The following is an 18,550-nucleotide window of genomic DNA, read 5'->3' as shown; positions in this document are numbered from 1 at the left end:
TCACACCTCCAGCCGCAGGACGCCCGCGAGCAGACACAGTCCGGCCCCGAAGCCGAGCACCGCGACCAGGCCCTTGGGCATCCCCTGCTTGACGAAGGAGATGATGCCGCCGACGAAGAACAGGCCGACGACGATCAGCAGGGTGGACAGGCCGTTCACAGGGCGCCCTTCGTGGAGGGCACGATGCCCGCGGAGCGCGGGTCCCGCTCGCTGGCGTAGCGCAGGGCGCGGGCCAGGGCCTTGAACTGGCATTCCACGATGTGGTGCGCGTTGCGCCCGTAGGGCACGTGGACGTGCAGCGCGACCTGGGCCTGGGCCACGAAGGACTCCAGGATGTGGCGGGTCATCGTGGTGTCGTACTCGCCGATCATCGGCGCCATCTTCTCGGGCTCGGTGTGCACGAGGTAGGGGCGGCCGGAGAGGTCGACGGTGACCTGGGCGAGGGACTCGTCGAGGGGCACCGTGCAGTTGCCGAAGCGGTAGATGCCCTTCTTGTCGCCGAGGGCCTGCTTGAAGGCGGCACCGAGGGCGAGGGCGGTGTCCTCGATGGTGTGGTGCGAGTCGATGTGCAGGTCGCCCTCGGTCTTCACGGTCAGGTCGAACAGACCGTGCCGGCCGATCTGGTCGAGCATGTGGTCGTAGAAGCCGACACCGGTGGAGATCTCGGTCTTCCCGGTGCCGTCGAGGTCGATCTCGACGAGGACGGACGTTTCCTTGGTGGTGCGTTCCACGCGTCCTACGCGGGTCATGCGCTCTGCTCCTTCGGGGAGGACGTGGGGGTGTCCCCCGTCAACAACTGCTTGTCACGGACCGCGTCGAGGAACGCGTCGTTCTCCGCCGGGGTGCCCGCGGTGACCCGCAGCCAGCCCGGTACTCCGTTGTCCCGGACCAGGACGCCCCGGTCGAGGATCCGCTGCCAGGCGGTGTGCGCGTCGGGGAACCTGCCGAACTGGACGAAGTTCGCGTCCGACGCGGTCACCTCGTAGCCGAGGGTACGCAGCTCGGCGACCAGCCGGTCCCGCTCCGCCTTCAGCTGCTCCACGTACTTCAGCAGCAGGTCGGTGTGGTCCAGGGCGGCCAGCGCGGTCGCCTGGGTGACGGCCGACAGGTGGTAGGGCAGCCGGACGAGCTGGACGGCGTCCACGACCGCGGGGTGCGCGGCGAGGTAGCCGAGGCGCAGTCCGGCCGCGCCGAACGCCTTGGACATGGTGCGGGAGACCACGAGGTGCGGCCGGCCGTCGAGCAGCGGCAGCAGCGAGTCGCCGTGGCTGAACTCGACGTACGCCTCGTCGACGATCACCATCGACGGCTTGGCGGCCTGCGCGGCGTCGTACAGGGCGCGGACCGTGTCGGCGGGGACGGCGTTGCCGGTGGGGTTGTTGGGGGTGGTGACGAAGACGACGTCGGGGCGGTGCTCGGCGATCGCCCGCTCGGCCGCGGCGACGCCGATCGAGAAGTCGGCCTCGCGCGGCCCGGAGATCCAGCCGGTGCCGGTGCCCCGGGCGATCAGGGCGTGCATGGAGTACGACGGCTCGAAGCCGAGCGCGGTGCGGCCGGGCCCGCCGAAGGTCTGCAGCAGCTGCTGGATGACCTCGTTGGAGCCGTTGGCCGCCCAGACCTCGCCCACGCCGACGGGGTACCCGGAGGTCTCGGTCAGGTAGGCGGCGAGCCGGGTGCGCAGCTCGACGGCGTCGCGGTCCGGGTAGCGGTTGAGGTCGCGGGCGGCCTCGCGGACCCGGGCGGCGATGGACTCGACGAGCGGTTCGGGCAGCGGGTAGGGGTTCTCGTTGGTGTTCAGCCGTACGGGCACGTCGAGCTGGGGCGCGCCGTAGGGGGACTTGCCCCGCAGTTCGTCCCGTACGGGGAGTGCGTCGATCGAAGTGGTCACGTGCTCGTCGGTACCTTCCAGCCGAACCTCGCCTTGATCGCCGCGCCGTGCGCGGGCAGGTCCTCCGCCTCCGCCAGGGTCACCACGTGGTGGGCGACGTCGGCGAGCGCGTCCTGGCCGTAGTCGACGATGTGGATGCCGCGCAGGAAGGACTGGACGGACAGGCCCGAGGAGTGGCAGGCGCAGCCGCCGGTGGGCAGGACGTGGTTGGAGCCGGCCGCGTAGTCGCCGAGGGAGACCGGGGCCCAGGGGCCGACGAAGACGGCGCCCGCGTTGCGCACCCGGTCGGCGACCGCGGCGGCGTCAACGGTCTGGATCTCCAGGTGCTCGGCGCCGTAGGCGTCGACCACGCGCAGGCCCTCCTCGACGCCGTCGACGAGGACGGTGGCGGACTGCTTGCCGGACAGGGCCGGCACGATCCGGTCGTCGATGTGCTTGGTGGCCGCGACCTGCCGGGCCAGCTCGGCGTCGACGGCGTCGGCGAGCTCCGGCGAGTCGGTGACCAGGACGGCGGCGGCCAGCGGGTCGTGCTCGGCCTGGCTGATCAGGTCGGCGGCGACGTGCACCGGGTCGGCGGTGGCGTCGGCGAGGATGGCGATCTCGGTGGGGCCGGCCTCGGCGTCGATGCCGATCTTCCCGGTGAAGTAGCGCTTGGCGGCGGCCACCCAGATGTTGCCGGGGCCGGTGACCATCGCGGCGGGCGGGCAGGACTCGGTGCCGTGCGCGAACATCGCGACGGCGGTGGCGCCGCCGGCCGCGTACACCTCGTCGACGCCGAGCAGGGCGCAGGCGGCGAGGATGGTCGGGTGGGGCAGCCCGCCGAAGTCGGCCTGGGCCGGGGAGGCGAGGGCGATCGACGGGACGCCCGCCTCCTGCGCCGGGACCACGTTCATGATCACGGAGGAGGGGTAGACGGACCGGCCGCCGGGCGCGTACAGCCCGACGCGGTCGACCGGGACCCACTTCTCGGTGACGGTGCCGCCCGGCACCACCTGGGTGGTGCGGGTGCTGCGGCGCTGCTCGCGGTGGACGACGCGGGCGCGGCGGATGGACTCCTCCAGGGCCGCGCGCACGGCGGGATCGAGCCCTTCCAGGGCGTCGTCGAGCGCCCGGGCCGGGACCCGGACCGACTCCAGGCGCACCCCGTCGAACTTCTCGGCGAAGTCGATCAGCGCCGCGTCGCCGCGATGATGCACGGCCTCGGCGATCGGCCGCACCTTCTCCAGGGCGGTCGCCACGTCGAAGTCGGCGCGCGGCAGCAGGTCGCGCAGCGCGGGGCCCTCGGGGAGGGCGTCGCCGCGCAGATCGATTCGGGCCAGGAAGGAATGTTGCAGCACGGCACCAATTCTCTCAGACCCGCGCCGGAGGCCGTGCGCCCGTTCCAGTGGCTGATACGGAGCACCCTCGGTGACCGTCCGCACACGCGATTCCCGTCGATTTCACTTTCCGTGTTCAACGGGTCACCGGATCGGGCATCACCGATTGTACGAAGGACCGAACCGGCGAGTACCCGGGAGGGAGGGGAAGGCCGTGACCGACGGGGCGGGACCGGACACGGGACGCACGGGCGAGCCGCCGGAGGACCTGACGCCGGTGGAGGCCGGCATGTGGCAGGCGTTCCGCGACGGCAGCGTGTACGACCTCAGCAGCGGTGACCCGGGCGTCGACGACCCCCACGGGGTGCACCCCTGGGGACCGGAACGGACCGTGCGCGCCCGCGTCGTGTGCTGGCTGCTGCTGGACGGACCGCCCGCGCTGACCGGCCGGGTCTCCTCGCTGAAGCTGGTGGGGGTGCGCATCAGCGGCACCCTCGACCTGGCGGGCGGCACGGTGGTGCCGTACCTGGAGATGCGGGGCTGCCGCTTCGAGCGGGACGTGCTGCTGCCGGAGGCGCGGTTCACCACGGTGCGGCTGGTGGACTGCTCGGTGCCGCGGCTGGAGGCGGCCCGCCTGCACACCGAGGGCGACCTGCACCTGCCGCGCTGCCGGTTCCTGGGCGGCATACGGCTGACGGACGCCCGGATCGGCACGGACCTGCTGCTCAACCAGGCCGTCGTGCACCGGGACCGCAGCGGCCGCTCGATCGCCGGGGACGGCATGACGGTGGGCCAGGACCTGACGGCGGAGATGCTGGAGTCACACGGGGAGCTGAGCCTGCGCAGCGCGCAGATAGGCGTCTCGCTGAGCCTGCGCGGCGCCCGGCTGAACAACCCGCACGCCCGGCTCGCGCTGAACGCGCCCCAGCTGACGGTGGAGCGGTCGCTGTACCTGACCCCGGCGGGGATCGGTTCCCAGGCGCGCAGCGGCATGACACCGGCGCGCGGGACGCGGATCCAGCGCTTCGACTGCCGCGGCGGGATACGCCTGGACGACGGGCGGTTCGGGGACGCGGTCGACTTCGAACGGGCCCGGTTCGTCCTCACCGACGACCAGGAGCTGTCCCTGCGCCGGGTGCAGACGTCCGAACTGCGCTTCCTCGGGGAGCGGCCGGCACGCGGCCGGGTGGTGCTGTCCGGGGCCCGGGTGGTGAACCTGATGGACCGCGCGGACAGCTGGCCGGGGCCCGGCCGCCTGCACATGGGGGGCTTCACCTACGAGAACCTGGTGCCGCGCGGCCCGTTCCCGCTGGAGATGCGGCTGAGGTGGGTGGCCGCGGCGAGCGCCGAGTACAACCCGGAGCCGTACGAGCGGCTGGCCGCGGTCCTGCGGGAGAGCGGCGAGGACGAGGACGCCCGCGAGGTGCTGCTGGCCAAGCAGCGTCGCCGCCGCGAGAGCCTCCCGGTCGCGGCGAAGCTCTGGGGGTACGCCCAGGACTGGACGGTGGCCTACGGGTACCGGCCCGGCCGGGCCGCCGTGTGGATGGCGGTGCTGTGGGCGGGCGGGTCGCTGGCGTTCGCCCGCGCGCACCACCCGCCGATCAAGAGCGGCGAGCACCCGGCCTGGAACCCGTCCCTGTTCGCCCTGGACCTGCTGCTGCCGGTGATCGACCTCGGCCAGGTGGGCTTCTGGCAACTGCGGGGCGGCTGGCAGTGGCTCGCGGCAGCGTTCGTCCTGCTGGGCTGGATCCTGGCCACCACGGTCGCTGCGGGCGCCACCCGGACCCTGCGGCGCCACTGACGGCGGGGGCGCGGCGCCGCACTCCGGTGGCCGCCCCGGCCGTCGACGACCGGCCGGCGACGACCGGGGGCCGGGCCCGGTGGCACGCCCGGCGGGCTTCCGGGCGCCCCGGTCCGGGCCCGTGCGGAACCCACGAGGTCCCCGGGGCGCCATTTTGCCGTCCCTTGACCGAGCGGCGTACAACCTTCCGCGACTTCCACACCAGGGGTGGCGCCGCTGTGACCTGCGGTCTTTCAATGGTCGACACCATGACCCCGCTGCACCCCTCCACCCGTTCGTCCCGGATCCGCGGGCTCAGGGGATTCCGGCGCCCCGCGCCCTCCTCCCCCGGCACCGTCGTCCTGCCGGCCGACGACGACGTGCTGCTCGACGCGCCCGACGACGTGCTGGGCCCGGCCCTCGTCGGTGCCGCCGCCGGGGACCACCGGCCCGCCGCCGACCTGCTCGCGGCGACCCGGCGCACCCGTGCCTGGGAGCGCCGCGACCGGTACGTGCGCCGCCTGGCGGGCTTCGCGCGCTCCCGGCCGGACTGGCTGGACACCTGGCGGGCCCTCGGCCCCGGGAACGCGGACCTGCTGCTGGTGGAGGCCCAGCTGGCGGTGGACCGGGCCTGGGACTCCCCCGCCCGCGCCGAACTGCTGCGGGAGCTGAACCACCTGATCACCGCCGCCGCCCGGGCGGACCGACGGGACCCGGTGCCCTGGCGCCTGGCCCTGGACCACGCGCGCGGGGCCCGCACCGGGCACCGGTACGTCGAGGAGGTGTGGGCGGCGGCCGTCCGCCGCGCCCCGCACCACTACGGCAGCCACGTGGCCGCCCTGCGCTACCTGGCGTCCGCCTGGCACGGCGCGCACCGCGAGTGCTTCGACTTCGCCGACCGGGCGGCCCAGGACGCGCCGGAGGACTCGCTCACCCGGACGCTGCCCCTGCTGGCGGCGTACGGCTACCTGACGGACGGCTGCGGCCCCGAGGTGCCGCGCGCCCGGCTCGACGCGGCGGCCGACCGCGCCGTCGCCCTGTCCGCCCGCCTCCCGGCGGGCCGCTCCTGGCCCGCCGGACCGCGCAACGTGCTGATCCACGTCCTGGTCCGTCTGGAGCGCTGGACGGACGCCCTGGAGGAGCTGCGCCGCACCGGCCCGTACGCCACCTCCTTCCCGTGGGACCGGGACGCGGAGGACCCGCTGGGCCGGTTCCTGGAGGTGCGCCGGGCCGTGCGCGAGGCGGTGGCGTCCGGCGCCCCCGCCACCCGGCGCGCGCCCCTGCGCGGCGGACCCGGCCATCCGCGGAGTGAACGGGGCGGCCGGTCCGGCCGCGGCGACCATTAGGCTTTTGCGTCGTGACCACCGTCCGGCTCCCGCTCTTCCCCCTGAACACGGTGCTGTTCCCGGGGCTCGTGCTCCCGCTCAACGTCTTCGAGGAGCGTTATCGCGCCATGATGCGCGAGCTGCTGAAGACCCCGGAGGACGAGCCGCGCCGGTTCGCCGTCGTGGCGATCCGCGACGGCCACGAGGTCGCGCCCAGCGCCCCCGGCATGCCGGACCCGACGGCCGTGCCGGAGCGCGGAGCGGCCGCCGGGTTCGGCGCCGACCCGGCGCGCGCCCTGCACCAGGTCGGCTGCGTGGCCGACGCGGCGACCGTCCGGGAACGGCCCGACGGCACCTTCGAGGTGCTGGCGACCGGCACCACCCGGGTGCGGCTGCTGTCGGTCGACGCCTCGGGGCCCTACCTGGAGGCGGAGCTGGAGACCGTCCCCGAGGAACCGGGCGACGAGGCCGGGGCCCTGGCGGAGGGCGTGCTGCGGTCGTTCCAGCAGTATCAGAAGCGGCTCGCCGGGGCGCGCGAGCGTTCCCTGTCCACGGGCTCGGAGCTGCCGGACGAGCCGGGCGTCGTGTCCTACCTGGTCGCCGCCGCGATGATGCTGGACGTCCCGACCAAGCAGCGGCTGCTCCAGGCCCCGGACACCGCCTCACGGCTGCGGGACGAACTCACCCTGCTGCGGGCGGAGACGGCCATCATCCGCAACCTGCCGTCGCTGCCCGCGGCGGACCTGACCCGGGGGCCGACGAGCCTCAACTGACTCCCCGCGCCGGGCCGGCCGGCCACGCGTCCCCGGCGGGGGCGGCCGTCCGGCCGACCCACGACGCCCCGCGACGCCCCACGACGCCCCGCGACGCCCCGCCGCAGCGTGCGGCACCCAGCAGACCCACGAGGACCGGGAGGTACCCGCCGCGATGGCGAAGAAGTCCAGGAAGCAGCAGCCGGGGGGCACCCCCGCGACGGTGGCGCTCACCGCGGCCGGCGTGGAGTACACGGTGCACACCTACGAGCACGACCCCGCGCACCCGTCCTACGGGGAGGAGGCGGCCGAGGCCATGGGGGTGCCGCCGGACCGGGTGTTCAAGACGCTGGTGGCGGACGTCGACGGCACGCTGACGGTGGCGGTGGTCCCGGTGGCCGGGCAGCTGGACCTGAAGGCCCTGGCCTCGGCGGTCGGCGGCAAGCGGGCCGCGATGGCCGACCCGGCCCTGGCGGAGCGCACCACGGGCTACGTCCGCGGCGGCATCTCCCCGCTCGGCCAGCGCAAGCGGCTCCGCACGGTGCTGGACGAGTCCGCCGCCCGCCACCCGACCGTCTGCGTCTCGGCCGGGCGCCGCGGTCTGGAGGTCGAGCTCTCCCCGGACGACCTGGCGGCACTGACCGGCGCGGTCGTCGCGCCGATCGGGCGCGGGTGAGGCGGGCCGCTCGGACGCGGTCAGCCGGGCCGGACGGGCACGGGCCGGACGGGCACGGGCCGGACGGGCACGGGCAGGCCGGACGGGCCGCTCAGGCACGGTCAGCCGGCCCCTCGGGAACGGGCGGGCGACGGACTGGACGGGCCGCGCCACGGATCGGGCGCGCCGCCGCCCGGACACGGGCCGGACAAGCCGCGCGCCCCGGGTGAGGCGGCGGACCGGGCCGCCCGGGTGAGACCGGCGGCGGGCGCCGGGCTGTCCCGGCCGCCGGCACGGCTCAGGCTCCGGGCGCTCCGTACGGGCCCTGCGGCAGGTGCGGGTCGGCCGGCGGGTAGGGCTCCGGGTCGCGGGGGCCGAACAGCGCGGTCAGACCGAGGTGCACGACGAGGGCCGCCAGCGGCCAGGCCAGCAGCGCGCCCTCCGCGCCCAGCTTCATCGGGGCGTCGAACGTGGCGCCCTCGCCCACCCGGCGCGCCTCGGCGATCACGTCCTGGGCGGGTCCCAGCCACACCCCGAGCCGCCAGGCCAGCACCGAGCCGAGCAGACCGCCGACGGCCAGCGCCACCACCAGCGGCACCCCTCCGTGCCGGCGGACCAGGAACACCGCGAGCGCGCTCACCGCGCCGAACGCCAGCGCGAGCAGCGTGAACGTTCCGTCGACGCCGACGGCCTGCTCGCCCTCGGTCTCCTTGACGTAGACGACCCAGTTGCCGTCGACCGCGTCACCGACCAGCGGCACGCGCGGCGCGAGCCACCACCACAGCACCCCGAGCAGCACGCCGCCGAGCGCCACCGCCACCGCGGCCACGGCGGCTTCCCGCAGTTCCGTCTTCATCCCGGGGCCGTCCTGTCCGTACCAGCCGTCTTGGGGGTGTCCGGTGTGCGCCGCGTCCTCGGCCGGGGCGGTCGTGCTGTCGACGGCCGCGGACCGGCCCGCGCCGGAGGCGGAATGCTCGTGCGGAGGCGGTGGTGGTGTCAGAGGTGCGCTCACCCTGACATCGTGCCAGGCGTCGCTGTGCGGCGCGTCACCGGACGGCGGCCCTGCGGTAGGCCCAGGTCGCCACGGCCAGGGACAGCACCCCGACCACTCCGCAGACGGCGAGGTCGCCGAGGACGAAGGCCCAGTCGGGATCCGGCGCGAACGTGCGCGCGTACGCCTCGACGCCGTACGTCGACGGCAGCAGGTCGCGCGCCAGCCGCACCGCCTCCGGCATCCGCTCCGCGGGCAGCACGCCCAGCAGCAGCGCCGCCGACATGCCGAGCTGGCCGAGGAGGGTGGCGAGCTCCGGCCGCGGGGCGAGCAGGCCCAGGGCCGCGCCGAGCCCGGCGAGTGCGGCGCCCGCCAGCGGGATCACCGCGGCCAGCACCCACAGGTGGGTCAGCGGCAGCCCGAACAGCAGGCAGCCGAACACGGCGGTGACGACGGTCCCCGGCACCGTGAACGAGGCGTACGCGCCGGCCGCGCCGAGCACCACGGCGGCCGGGGGGACGGGCAGGGTGGCGTAGTGGTCGAGGCCGCCGCTGGAGCGCAGCTGCCCGAAGTACTGGGCGAGCAGGTTCAGCGCGACGAAGGCGACGACCAGGACCGACGATCCGGCGACCACGGCCCGCGCCTCGCCGCCGCCGTCGACCACGCCGCGCATCAGGATCATGATCCCGACGGACTGGAAGGTCGCGACGAACAGCAGGGGGATCCGCGCCACCCGCGCCCGGGAGAGCTGGGCCCGGTACACCGCCGCGAGCGAGGGCCACAGCCGGGCCCGGGGACCGAGCTCGGCGGCGGCCGGCGCGGTCTCCTCGGCGGCCAGGGCACCGCCCGGCAGGACATCGGCGGGAACGACACTCACGTCGCGCTGCTCTCCTTCGCTAGGACCTTCGCCCGGAAGCCGGCCCGGCCGCCGTGCCGGGGTTTCGCCCGGCCCGGCGGAGGTGGTCGCCCCGTTCCGTACGGATGCCGCGGCCCGTGTGCTCACGCCTTCACCAGCCCCTGCCGCACGGCGCCGCCCAGCGCGAGGTACACGTCCTCCAGGCTGGGCGTGGCCAGCGTGAAGTCGTCCAGCGCGGCGAAGGCGGCACCGCCGGTGACGGTGGCGACGACCGTGCGGGCCTCCTCGGGCGCGAGCCGCAGGGTCCAGCGCCGGCCCGACTCCACGGCCCGGTCCCGCAGGGCGGCCACCTCGGGCACCTGGAGCGGTGCCTTCTCGCGCCAGACCAGGTCGACCCGGACCTCGCCGGCGACCTGCTCCTTCAGCCCGGCCGGGGAGTCGCAGGCGATGACGCGGCCCCGGTCCAGGACGGCGACCCGGTCCAGGACGGTCTCGGCCTCGATGACGTTGTGGGTGACCAGCAGCACGGTGGTGCCGTGCTCGGCCCGGCGCCGGTCGACGGCGGACCACACCGCGCGGCGCGCCACCGGGTCCATGCCGGTGGTCGGCTCGTCCAGCACGAGCAGCGGCCGCCGGCCCACCAGGGCGGCGGCGAAGCAGGCCAGCCGGCGCTGCCCGCCGGACAGCTTGCGCAGCGGACGCCCGGCGAGCGGGGTGAGCCCCAGTTCCTCCAGGACGACGTCGCGTTCCGCCCGCGCGCGCCGGGCCTCCAGGCCGCGCAGCCGGCCCGTGGTCTCGGCGGCGAGCGACACGGTGAGGTCGTCGAGGGCGGTGGACTCCTGGCCGAGGTAGGCGAGGATGCGGGAGGCCCGCTCGGGGTGGCGCACGATGTCGTGGCCGAGGATCTCCACGCTGCCGTGGTCCGGGCGCATCAGTCCGGTGAGCTGGCGCACGAGGGTGGACTTGCCGGCGCCGTTGGGTCCGAGCAGCCCGAAGATCTCCCCGCGGCGGATGTCGAGCCGGACGTCGTCGGTGGCCCGGACCTCGGGTGTCGCGGGCACCCCGCGCCGTCCGCGGACCGCGGGATAGGTCTTGGTCAGCCCGCGCACCGCACACACGACCTCGCCGTCGTGCCGGGTTCCCTGTGCCGCGCGCGTACTCACAAGGCACGAGACTACGGGGTCGCGAACCCCGGCCGGCCCTCGGGTCGCCCCGGGGCCCGCATGTCCCCCGCCGGGTGCCCAACCGGCCGCAACCGCGATCAACCCGGCAGCGGACGGCGGACCGGGCGGCGGACGGCGCCGGCCAGGGGAAAGACCGGCCACTCCCCGGCGCCGGGAGCGACAGCCGGGTCATTCCCCGGAGGGGGCCGCCCGTTCCGTGCCCGTCCGCAGGTCGAGTTCGCGCCAGAAGCCCGCCCGGATGGCGTAGCGGTCGCGTTCGTCGATCTGGTCGTCCTTGTGGGCGAGCAGGCCGAAGCGGGCGGCGTAGCGCAGCAGCTCGCCGTCCACGCGGTGCGGGATGCGCGGGTACATGGCGGACAGCTTCTGGATGTGGCTCTGGTCGCCCAGGCGTTCCACCCAGCGCCGGGCGAACACCTGTCCCACCTCGTAGGGGTCGCCGCCGACGGTGGTGATGTCCTCCTCGCGGTCGGCCCAGCGCTGCTCGGCCGTGGTCAGCTGGGCGAGGGTCGGCATGGAGGCGGCCTCGGCGGGTTCGGCGGCCGGGCGGTCGACCCAGCCCCTGTCGGAGGACCAGCGCAGGGTGGCGGAGGCGGGCGGCTGGGGGTGCGCGGCGGCGGGCCCGCGCAGGGCCGCCAGGTCCTTCGGGGTGGGCACCCCCTTGGTGCCGGGCGCCGGGGGCCGCTCGGCCGTGCCGTTCCGCCCGGCGGGGGCCGCCTCGCGGGGCTCCTGGGCGGTGCGCTCGGCCGCCGCGGCGAGCGCGGACTCCGGCAGCGGCGCGGACAGGATGGCGGCGATCTCGGGCCGGGGCGCGGGCGGCGGGGCGCACGTCCCGGGGTGCTCCTTGGGCCGTACCGCCTGGGTGATCCAGGCCCGGTCCAGCACCCGGCGCTCGTCGGCCTCGGCGACGAGGTCCTCCGACTGGTTGTAGTCCCCGTCGGCGGCCTGCACGGCCCACAGGTGGACGGCGACACCGTGTTCCTTGGCCGCCATCATGCCCGGCAGCAGGTCGCCGTCGCCGGTGACGAGGACGATGTCGGAGCAGGCGCGGTTGCGGGCCAGCTCGGTCAGCTCGGCGTGCATCGCGGCGTCCACGCCCTTCTGCGCCCAGCGGCCGTCGCTGCGGGTCAGCGCACCGAGCCGGACGGTGACACGTGGCATCACGCGCAGCCGGCGGTGCTCGGGCTGGGGGACGCGGTCGGGGGCGCCGTCGAACCAGTAGATGCGCAGCAGCGGCTGCTCGGTGTCCGATTCGGCGCGCTCGCGCAGGCCCTGGATCAGGGCGGTGTGGTCGACGGTGATGCGGGAGCGGGAGGGCTCCCCGGCGAGGAGACTGGCGGCCGCCCCCAGCAGATAGCCGGCGTCCACCAGGACGATGCAGCGGTCCACGCGATCCACCCTCTTTCCGGGAGGCTTGCTTCGGGCTGGGCTCGGTTCGAGTCTGCCCGACCACGCCGGGGTTGACGGCCCGAACTCGATCTTCGGCGTGGCGTTTCCACACTTCCTCCCCACCGTCCCTGTCACGCACGGTAATTGTCCAACATGCGCTTGTTATCAGGGTATGTGAATCTGATCCCGGCCCTGGCCCCTAGATACCCACAGGAGGCACCACCATGGCCAAGAACAAGAACCGTGACCGTAAGCAGCCGCAGGCCGAGCGCGCCCCGCGTGGGGCGCAGCCCACCGCGATGGAGACGCCCGACGAGCAGCGCACCACGGAGGTGACCCCCGGCGACGTCGGCCGGGGCAAGGGCCGGCAGAAGCGCTTCGGCCACAACTGACCCCTTCGTCCCGGAACGTTGACGCCCGGGACGGGGCAGGAAGAGGGGCACACCCGCCGGCGGGTGTGCCCCTCCTGTCGTACGGCTGCCGCGGGGCGGCCCGGCGCGCCTGCCGCGGCGCGGTTCCTGCCGTGGAGGCTCACCGGCGTCCCGGCGGGTCTCCCGGGCGGTTCAGCCCGCCAGGCAGGAGGGGCCCAGCAGGACCTTCAGGTCGCCGAACAGCGCCGGGTCGGGCTTCACCCGGTGGCGGTCCAGCCGCAGCACCGTCGTCCTCGTCGGCCCCTGGAGCTTGATGCGGACCTCGCTCTCGCCCTTGTGGTGGGTGAGGATCTCGCCGAGCCGGCTGACCATGGGCGGGGTCACGCGCGTCGCCGGGATGGTGAGCACGACGGGCGCGTTGGTGCCCGCGTTGGACAGGTCGGGGACCTGGAGCTCCATCGCGACCAGGCGCGGCACGTCCTCGCGCTTGTCCAGCCGGCCCTTGACGAACACGACGGCGTCCTCGACCAGTTGCGTCGAGACGAGCTGGTAGGTCGCGGGGAAGAACATGCACTCGATGGATCCGGCGAGGTCCTCCACGGTGGCGATCGCCCAGGCGTTGCCCTGCTTGGTCATCTTGCGCTGGAGGCCCGAGATGATGCCGCCGATGGTGACGACCGCGCCGTCACCGAAGTCGCCGCCGGTGAGCTGGGAGATGCCCGCGTCCGCCTTGTCGGACAGCACGTGCTCCAGGCCGAACAGCGGGTGGTCGGAGACGTAGAGGCCGAGCATCTCGCGCTCCTGCGCGAGGAGGTAGGTCTTGTCCCACTCGTCGTCGGTGAAGGTGACGTCCAGACCGAAGCCGGGCTCGCTGGTCTCGGCCTCGCCCATGCCGCCGAACAGGTCGAACTGGCCCTCGGCCTCCTTGCGCTTGACCGCCACCACGTTGTCGATCATCGGCTCGTACTGGGCGGTGAGGCCCTTGCGGGTGTGCCCCATGGAGTCGAAGGCCCCGGCCTTGATCAGGGACTCGGTGGTGCGCTTGTTGCAGACCACCGCGTCGACCTTGTCCAGGTAGTCCGGGAAGGAGGCGTACTTCCCCTTGGCCTTGCGGCACTTGATGATCGACTCGACCACGTTGGTGCCGACGTTGCGCACCGCCGAGAGGCCGAAGAGGATCACGTCGTCGCCCTGGGCGGCGAAGTTGGACTCGGACTCGTTGACGTTGGGCGGGAGCACCTTGATGCCCATGCGGCGGCACTCGTTGAGGTAGACCGCCGACTTGTCCTTGTCGTCCTTGACCGAGGTGAGCAGCGCGGCCATGTACTCGGCGGGGTGGTTCGCCTTGAGGTAGGCGGTCCAGTACGACACCAGGCCGTACGCGGCGGAGTGCGCCTTGTTGAACGCGTAGCCGGCGAAGGGGACCAGCACGTCCCACAGCGCCTGGATGGCTTCGTCGCTGTAGCCGTTCTTGCGGGCACCGGCCTGGAAGATGGTGAAGTTCTTGGCCAGTTCCTCGGGCTTCTTCTTGCCCATCACGCGGCGGAGGATGTCGGCCTCGCCGAGCGAGTAGCCGGCGATGATCTGGGCGGCCTTCTGCACCTGCTCCTGGTAGACGATCAGGCCGTAGGTGACGTCCAGGACCTCCTTGAGCGGGGCCTCCAGCTCCGGGTGGATCGGGGTGATCTCCTGCTGACCGTTCTTGCGCAGGGCGTAGTTGGTGTGCGAGTTCATGCCCATCGGGCCCGGCCGGTAGAGGGCCGAGACGGCGGAGATGTCCTCGAAGTTGTCCGGCTTCATCAGCCGGAGCAGGGAGCGCATCGGCCCGCCGTCGAACTGGAACACGCCGAGGGTGTCGCCGCGCTGGAGCAGTTCGAAGGTCGTCGGGTCGTCCAGGGGCAGCGACAGCAGGTCGATGTCGACGCCCTTGTTGGCCTTCACCATCTTGACGGCGTCGTCCATGATGGTCAGGTTGCGCAGGCCCAGGAAGTCCATCTTCAGCAGGCCGAGCGACTCGCAGCTCGGGTAGTCCCACTGCGTGATGGTCACGCCGTCGGTGTGCCGCACCCAGACGGGGACGTGGTCGGTGATGGTCTCGCTGGACATGATCACGCCGGCGGCGTGCACGCCCATCTGCCTCACCAGGCCCTCGACGCCCTTGGCGGTGTCGATGACCTTCTTCACGTCGGGTTCGTTCTCGTACATCGCCCGGACCTCGCCCGCCTCCGAGTAGCGGGGGTGGTCGGGGTCGGTGATGCCGGACAGCGGGATGCCCTTGCCCAGGACGTCGGCGGGCATGGCCTTGGTGATGCGGTCGCCCATCGCGTACGGGTAGCCCAGCACGCGCGCGGAGTCCTTGATCGCGTTCTTGGCCTTGATGGTGCCGTAGGTGCCGATCATGGCGACCTTGTCGGCGCCGTACTTCTCCGTCACGTAGCGGATCACCTCGACGCGCCGGCGCTCGTCGAAGTCGATGTCGACGTCGGGCATGGAGATGCGCTCGGGGTTGAGGAACCGCTCGAAGATCAGGCCGTGCGGGATCGGGTCGAGGTCGGTGATGCCGAGGGCGTAGGCGACGATCGAGCCGGCCGCGGAGCCTCGGCCGGGGCCGACGGCGATGCCCTGCTTCTTGGCCCACATGATGAAGTCGGCGACCACGAGGAAGTAGCCCGGGAAGCCCATCGAGATGATGGTGTCCATCTCGTACTCGACCTGCTTCATGCGGTCGTCCGGGATGCCGTCCGGGAAGCGGCGGTGCATGCCGCGCAGGGTCTCCTCGCGGAACCAGGTGACCTCGGTGTAGCCCTCCGGGATGTCGAACTTCGGCATCAGGTCGCGCTTGACGAACATGCCGGTGGTGTCGACCATCTCGGCGATCAGCCGGGTGTTGGCGCAGCCCTCCTGCCAGGCGTCCGAGGAGTCGATGGCGTACATCTCGTCCGTGGACTTCAGGTAGTAGCCCGTGCCGTCGAACTTGAAGCGGTCCGGGTCGGAGAGGTTCTTGCCGGTCTGGATGCACAGCAGCGCGTCGTGCGCGCTCGCCTCGTGCGCGTAGGTGTAGTGCGAGTCGTTGGTGACCAGGGGCGGGATGCCGAGCTTCTTGCCGATCCGCAGCAGGTCCTCGCGGACCCGGTGCTCGATGTCGATGCCGTGGTCCATCAGCTCCAGGAAGTAGCGGTCCTTGCCGAAGATGTCCTGGTAGTCGGCGGCCGCCTTGAGCGCCTCGTCGAAGTGGCCGAGACGCAGCCGGGTCTGCACCTCGCCGGAGGGGCAGCCGGTGGAGGCCACGATCCCCTCGGACCACTGGGCGATGGTCTCCTTGTCCATCCGGGGCCACTTCTGCAGCCAGCCCTCGGCGTAGGCGTCGGAGGACAGCCGGAAGAGGTTGTGCAGACCGGTGCTGTTCACCGCCCACATCGTCTTGTGGGTGTAACCGCCGGAACCGGAGACGTCGTCCCGCTTCTGGTGCGGCTGACCCCACTGGATCTTGCGCTTGTTGCGCCGGGACTCGGGGGCGACATAGGCCTCGATCCCGATGATCGGGGTGACCCCGGCCTTCTGGGCGGAGTGGAAGAAGTCGTACGCGCCGTGCAGGTTGCCGTGGTCGGACATGGCGATGTGCGTCATGCCCATCTCGTTGCAGGCGTCGAACATGTCCTTGAGCCGCGCGGCACCGTCCAGCAGCGAGTACTGGGTGTGGACGTGCAGGTGCGTGAACGGCGGCTTCGACACGGTGCGGCCTCCTGGGGGGACGTGCGGTGACGGACAGGCGGACGGTGGGGTGGTCAGCGTCGAAGTCTATGCCTCGGCACTGACACCGGGGTGCCTCACCCGCGTACCTTCGGGCAGGGGTCCCGGGCACTCCCGTGACCCGTCACACGTTAGGCGGGGGACGGATCAGCCGTCCCTCACCGTCCCGTACCTGGAGGCACCCCGCGATGTCGGTCCCGCAGCTCAATGACGAGCACCGCGGCGAGGAGATCCTCGCCGTCCTCGACACCGCCTTCGGCGAGCTCCTGGCCGCCGATCCGGCCGCGTTCCGCGTGAAGTTCCGCAAGATGGCGGCGAGTGCCTTCGCCTTCTACCGGGGGACGGCCTGCCTCTATTACCACGACTTGGACAGCGAGAAGCGCGGCGGCTCGTACCTGGACGACCGCACCTCGCGCGTGTGGATCCACGGCGACCTGCACGCGGAGAACTTCGGCACGTACATGGACTCCAACGGCCGCCTGGTCTTCAACGTCAACGACTTCGACGAGGCGTACGTCGGCCCCTTCACCTGGGACCTCAAGCGCTTCGCCGCCTCGATGGCGCTGATCGGCTACGCGAAGGCGCTCAGCGACGAGCAGATCACCGAGCTGGTGGAGATCTACGCCGCCGCCTACCGGGAGCGGATCCACGCGCTGGCGACCGGCGCCAAGAGCGACGAGGTGCCGCCCTTCACGCTGGACACCGCCCAGGGCCCGCTGCTGGACGCGCTGCGCGACGCGCGGTCGCTGACCCGCTTCGGGCTGCTGGACTCGATGACCGAGATCCGCGACTTCGAGCGCCGTTTCGCCCCCGGCGGCGGCGCGGTCGAGCTGGACGCGGCCACCCGCTACAAGGTGCTCGCGGCCTTCGACGGCTACCTGGAGACCCTGCCCGACTCCTCGCTGGCCCGCCCGGACTCCTACCGCGTCAAGGACGTCGTGGGCCGCCGCGGCATCGGCATCGGCTCGGCCGGGCTGCCGTCGTACAACATCCTGCTGGAGGGGCACAGCGACGCCCTGGAGAACGACGTCGTGATCTACATCAAGCAGGCCCAGACCCCGGCGGTTTCCCGCCACGTCACGGACTCGGCGATCCGGGACTACTTCCAGCACGAGGGCCACCGCACCGTGATCTCCCAGCGCGCCCTCCAGGCGCACGCCGACCCGTGGCTGGGCTGGACGGAGCTGGACGGCTCGGGACAGCTGGTCGCCGAGGTCTCGCCGTACGCCGTGGACCTGGACTGGGGCGACATCGACGACCCGGAGGAGATGGCACAGGTCGTCGCGGACCTCGGCCGGGCCACGGCGACGATGCACGCGGCGGCGGACGACACCTCCGGCGAGTCCCTGGTGCCGTTCTCCACCGAGCGGGCCATCGACGCGGCGATCGCCGCCGACGAGGAGGGCCTGGCGCCCCTGCTGGTCGACTTCGCCCACACCTACGGGGCCCGCGCCCGGCGCGACCACCAGATCTTCCTGGACCTGTTCCGCAACGGCAGGATTCCGGGGCTGTAACGTCCCGGCCGCACCCGCACCCTTTAGGAACCCCTTACGGGGACGCATGACAGACTCGTGACCGCCATGGACCTCACCGGAACCCCGCTCAGAGCCGTACGCGCGGCGTTGTTCACGGCCGTCGCCGTGACCCTCAGCACCGCGTCGCACGTGCTGCTGTCCGGGGCCCCGCTGCCGCTGAACACGGTGACCGCGATCGCGGCCGCCGTGTTCGTCCTGGCGTACGCGCTGGCCGGCCGGGAGCGGTCCTTCGGGCGGATCGCCGCCCTGCTGATCCCGCTGGAGCTGGCCGCGGACACGGTCTTCACCACCGGCCAGCACGTCTGTTACGGCCGGATGGGCGGCCCCGTCGCCGGCCCGCTGCGCTCCGTCGGCTTCGACCTGCTGTGCGGCGACGGCACCAGCGTGGGCGCGCCGCTCGCCCGGGTCACCGGCGCCACCGCCGACGGCGGCGACCGGCTGGCCGCCCTGCTGGCCCACGCCGACCAGGGCACCGCCTGGCTGCTGCTCGGGGCGCACGTCGGGGTCGGCCTGTGCGCGGCCGCCTGGCTGCGGCGCGGCGAGCGGGCGCTGGGCCAGGTGCTGCGCGCGGTGGCGGCCACCACCTTCCGGCCGCTGCTGCTGGCCGTCGCGGCGGTGTCGGCGCGCCGCACCCCGGACACCGGCCGCCCGGCCCGCCCGGCGGCCCCCGCGACCCCGGCCCGCCTCCTGCTCCTCGTGCACTCCCTGGGACGGCGCGGACCGCCGTGCTCCACCGCCGCCGCCCTCGCCTGAGGACGACG

Annotated in this window: 16 protein-coding genes; 7 read left to right on the top strand and 9 right to left on the bottom strand. The window is 73.4% G+C overall.

Annotation, left to right across the window (positions count from 1 at the left end; all coding sequences use genetic code 11):
* Genes ACSU53_RS23510 through hisD form a run of 4 tightly spaced genes read right to left on the bottom strand, consistent with a single transcriptional unit; the run spans position 1 to position 3,225 of the window.
* Positions 1-159 (bottom strand): hypothetical protein, encoded by a 159-nt coding sequence (locus tag ACSU53_RS23510; RefSeq protein WP_362089010.1) that lies wholly within the window; start codon positions 157-159, stop codon positions 1-3.
* Entirely contained in the window at positions 156-749 is a 594-nt protein-coding gene (gene hisB / locus ACSU53_RS23505; RefSeq protein ID WP_362089011.1) for an imidazoleglycerol-phosphate dehydratase HisB, read from the bottom strand. Before hisB ends, ACSU53_RS23510 begins: the two co-directional genes overlap by 4 nt.
* Positions 746-1,888: a histidinol-phosphate transaminase gene (locus tag ACSU53_RS23500; RefSeq protein ID WP_437030710.1), complete on the bottom strand. Its 1,143-nt coding sequence runs from the start codon at positions 1,886-1,888 to the stop codon at positions 746-748. Before ACSU53_RS23500 ends, hisB begins: the two co-directional genes overlap by 4 nt.
* Positions 1,885-3,225, bottom strand: a complete 1,341-nt coding sequence (gene hisD / locus ACSU53_RS23495) for a histidinol dehydrogenase (RefSeq protein ID WP_437030708.1) — start codon at positions 3,223-3,225, stop codon at positions 1,885-1,887. Before hisD ends, ACSU53_RS23500 begins: the two co-directional genes overlap by 4 nt.
* Positions 3,226-3,418: 193 nt before the next feature.
* On the opposite strand from hisD, the gene ACSU53_RS23490 reads away from it, so the two are divergent.
* The 4 genes from ACSU53_RS23490 to ybaK all read left to right on the top strand — a co-directional run bounded on the left by ACSU53_RS23490 (position 3,419) and on the right by ybaK (position 7,737).
* Positions 3,419-5,005, top strand: a complete 1,587-nt coding sequence (locus ACSU53_RS23490; RefSeq protein ID WP_437030706.1) for an oxidoreductase — start codon at positions 3,419-3,421, stop codon at positions 5,003-5,005.
* Positions 5,006-5,241: 236 nt separating this feature from the next.
* Positions 5,242-6,330 carry a hypothetical protein gene (locus ACSU53_RS23485; protein WP_437030704.1) on the top strand — a complete coding sequence of 363 codons (1,089 nt, stop codon included), beginning with the start codon at positions 5,242-5,244 and terminating at the stop codon, positions 6,328-6,330.
* A gap of 11 nt (positions 6,331-6,341) precedes the next feature.
* Positions 6,342-7,082, top strand: a complete 741-nt coding sequence (locus tag ACSU53_RS23480) for an LON peptidase substrate-binding domain-containing protein (RefSeq protein ID WP_437030703.1) — start codon at positions 6,342-6,344, stop codon at positions 7,080-7,082.
* A 154-nt stretch (positions 7,083-7,236) separates the two neighbouring features.
* On the top strand, positions 7,237-7,737 hold the full coding sequence (gene ybaK, locus ACSU53_RS23475; RefSeq protein ID WP_437030701.1) for a Cys-tRNA(Pro) deacylase: 501 nt from the start codon (positions 7,237-7,239) through the stop codon (positions 7,735-7,737).
* Between the two features lie 277 nt (positions 7,738-8,014).
* On the opposite strand, the gene ACSU53_RS23470 is transcribed toward ybaK, so the two are convergent.
* The 4 genes from ACSU53_RS23470 to ACSU53_RS23455 form a co-directional block, all read right to left on the bottom strand.
* Entirely contained in the window at positions 8,015-8,728 is a 714-nt protein-coding gene (locus tag ACSU53_RS23470; RefSeq protein WP_437030699.1) for an AAA family ATPase, read from the bottom strand.
* Between the two features lie 34 nt (positions 8,729-8,762).
* A complete protein-coding gene (locus ACSU53_RS23465; protein ID WP_437030697.1) occupies positions 8,763-9,584 on the bottom strand; it encodes an ABC transporter permease in 822 nt (273 codons plus the stop codon).
* A 122-nt stretch (positions 9,585-9,706) separates the two neighbouring features.
* Positions 9,707-10,681, bottom strand: coding sequence for an ABC transporter ATP-binding protein (locus ACSU53_RS23460; protein WP_437033366.1), 975 nt, complete (start codon positions 10,679-10,681; stop codon positions 9,707-9,709).
* Positions 10,682-10,915: 234 nt separating this feature from the next.
* A complete protein-coding gene (locus tag ACSU53_RS23455) occupies positions 10,916-12,133 on the bottom strand; it encodes an NYN domain-containing protein (protein WP_437030695.1) in 1,218 nt (405 codons plus the stop codon).
* A gap of 224 nt (positions 12,134-12,357) precedes the next feature.
* On the opposite strand from ACSU53_RS23455, the gene ACSU53_RS23450 reads away from it, so the two are divergent.
* Positions 12,358-12,525: a hypothetical protein gene (locus ACSU53_RS23450; RefSeq protein ID WP_437030694.1), complete on the top strand. Its 168-nt coding sequence runs from the start codon at positions 12,358-12,360 to the stop codon at positions 12,523-12,525.
* Positions 12,526-12,696: 171 nt separating this feature from the next.
* Here ACSU53_RS23450 and dnaE read toward each other — a convergent pair whose 3' ends face one another.
* Complete coding sequence (gene dnaE, locus ACSU53_RS23445) at positions 12,697-16,236, bottom strand: DNA polymerase III subunit alpha (RefSeq protein WP_437030692.1); 3,540 nt, start codon at positions 16,234-16,236, stop codon at positions 12,697-12,699.
* Between the two features lie 206 nt (positions 16,237-16,442).
* Here dnaE and ACSU53_RS23440 point away from each other — a divergent pair, with 206 nt between their 5' ends.
* Together ACSU53_RS23440 and ACSU53_RS23435 are read left to right on the top strand one after the other, a co-directional pair.
* On the top strand, positions 16,443-17,768 hold the full coding sequence (locus ACSU53_RS23440; protein ID WP_437030690.1) for a DUF2252 domain-containing protein: 1,326 nt from the start codon (positions 16,443-16,445) through the stop codon (positions 17,766-17,768).
* A gap of 66 nt (positions 17,769-17,834) precedes the next feature.
* Positions 17,835-18,542 (top strand): hypothetical protein, encoded by a 708-nt coding sequence (locus tag ACSU53_RS23435; protein WP_437030688.1) that lies wholly within the window; start codon positions 17,835-17,837, stop codon positions 18,540-18,542.
* Positions 18,543-18,550 lie beyond the last annotated feature (8 nt).

It is taken from the genome of Streptomyces sp. enrichment culture, from assembly GCF_964273255.1.
GTDB lineage: Bacteria > Actinomycetota > Actinomycetes > Streptomycetales > Streptomycetaceae > Streptomyces.
The sequence above is the reverse complement of the archived record's forward strand: the minus strand, read 5'-3'. Positions and strand labels throughout refer to the sequence as shown.